We start from the raw sequence: 1,541 nt of genomic DNA on the forward strand, positions 1-1,541 counted from the left end.
ACGCCGGTGAGTGTGTCCGTCGGTTGCGTTTCGTCATCTTCTGGTTCCTTGTTGCCGGCCATTATGACCGACTCACGCCCCAGCTTTTCCACTTACCGACCTGTCCGGATTCTCGGCGCCACCTCTAATGCTCGGATAGTATTCGCGGTCCCGTTCAGGTTATTGTCGATGACGTCCGTCCACTCGGTGTCCTGGAGGTCCAGAAGTGGCTTCCAGTACTGAATGGCGGCGTTGGCTATCACGATGTCGATCTTTCCGTAACGCTGTTCGATGCGATTAGCGGCGGCGCGCAACGCGCCGAGGTCGCGGACGTCTGCGCGAATACCGTCGGCGCGGCGCCCATACGCCTGGATCATGCTGACTGTCTCAGCAAGCTCTTGCGGCGTGGCGGGTGCCGCATCAGAGGCGGTACTGACCGGTCCCGAGATGTCGAGCGCAATGACGTCCGCTCCATTTGCCGCGAACTCGACCGCAATGGCGCGACCGATTCCGCGGACCGCCCCGGTGACGACCGCAACGCGTCCCTGCAACCTTGAATCTCGGCCAGCGATGATCGGCCCGGCCGTCTTATCCGCCGGCGGCACTGGCACGGGCAGCCCGTCCATCGTCGGAGCGCCGCCGGGCGACTACTGAGCTTGCGCGACGCCAGACAGCAACATACCGGCTGCGGCCACGCCGCCGCCAACAATCAACTTTCGTCGCGAGCAATCGGGAACATCGTGGTCGTTGTCAGATTTTCTTTCTTTCGTTATCAATTCAATGCTCCTTTCGGATAGGGTTCGGGCAGCGCGTCTCGCCTATGACGGCGCGTGACAGAAGGTCATGCCGTGGGCGACGAGGCTGCGATGTGCAGACCCTGAAATCGGAATTTTCAGAGGCCGGGCTAGCGCGAATCAAATTCGGAAGACTAAAGCTCGCAATCCTTACTCAGAAAACAGCTCGCCAGGCAATTGGCGCGGGCGTGGGCCGAGCCAACAGGTCAGGAGCTCGCCGGGGCGCAATCGGCAACGAACTTTGCATGCAGGCGCTCCTCCGCCTGCGTGAGTTGGTTCGGATACTGCGGATCATTTCTGGCCGGTTGGTATCCAACCGATTCGAGCTCCGACAATTCCCGCATGATGTCGCCATGTGTTATCCCCGCTTTGGCGGCTACAAAGGGATACGAGTGACATTCCTCTGCCGAGAATTTCTCCGTTGCGCTCGCGGACACGCTAATTATCATCAAGGCGATGATTGAGGTTAGTTTGAATTGGCTGTTCATATCGAGCTCCAGGTTATCGCGACTTTAAGAAATCACAAACCGCCGTCGTCATCGACTATGCGACCCCGATGCCCGACGACACGAATGCGTGCCATCACGATATCTGGTCGGTCAGCGCGTTTACACATCGCAAACGTGAAGGCTAGTTAATCAGGCTCTGGTGCAAATAGCGCGGGGGCGAATCGGTTAAGGTGTCAGGCTGAACGAATTGAGAACCGACGATGAGCAAGCTGAAGAGCCTTGACGAACTGTTCGCAGGCCGTCACTTTGACCGCGATGT

2 protein-coding genes are annotated in these 1,541 nt (G+C 58.6%); both read right to left on the minus strand.

From position 1 onward, the window contains the following. Positions 1-92 precede the first annotated feature (92 nt). Entirely contained in the window at positions 93-605 is a 513-nt protein-coding gene (locus tag F6X42_RS42545) for an SDR family NAD(P)-dependent oxidoreductase (RefSeq protein ID WP_246530563.1), read from the minus strand. A gap of 374 nt (positions 606-979) precedes the next feature. Next, on the minus strand, positions 980-1,261 hold the full coding sequence (locus F6X42_RS42550) for a DUF4148 domain-containing protein (RefSeq protein WP_187639723.1): 282 nt from the start codon (positions 1,259-1,261) through the stop codon (positions 980-982). Between the last annotated feature and the right edge of the window lie 280 nt (positions 1,262-1,541).

The organism is Paraburkholderia podalyriae (genome assembly GCF_014397785.1).
Lineage (GTDB): Bacteria > Pseudomonadota > Gammaproteobacteria > Burkholderiales > Burkholderiaceae > Paraburkholderia > Paraburkholderia podalyriae.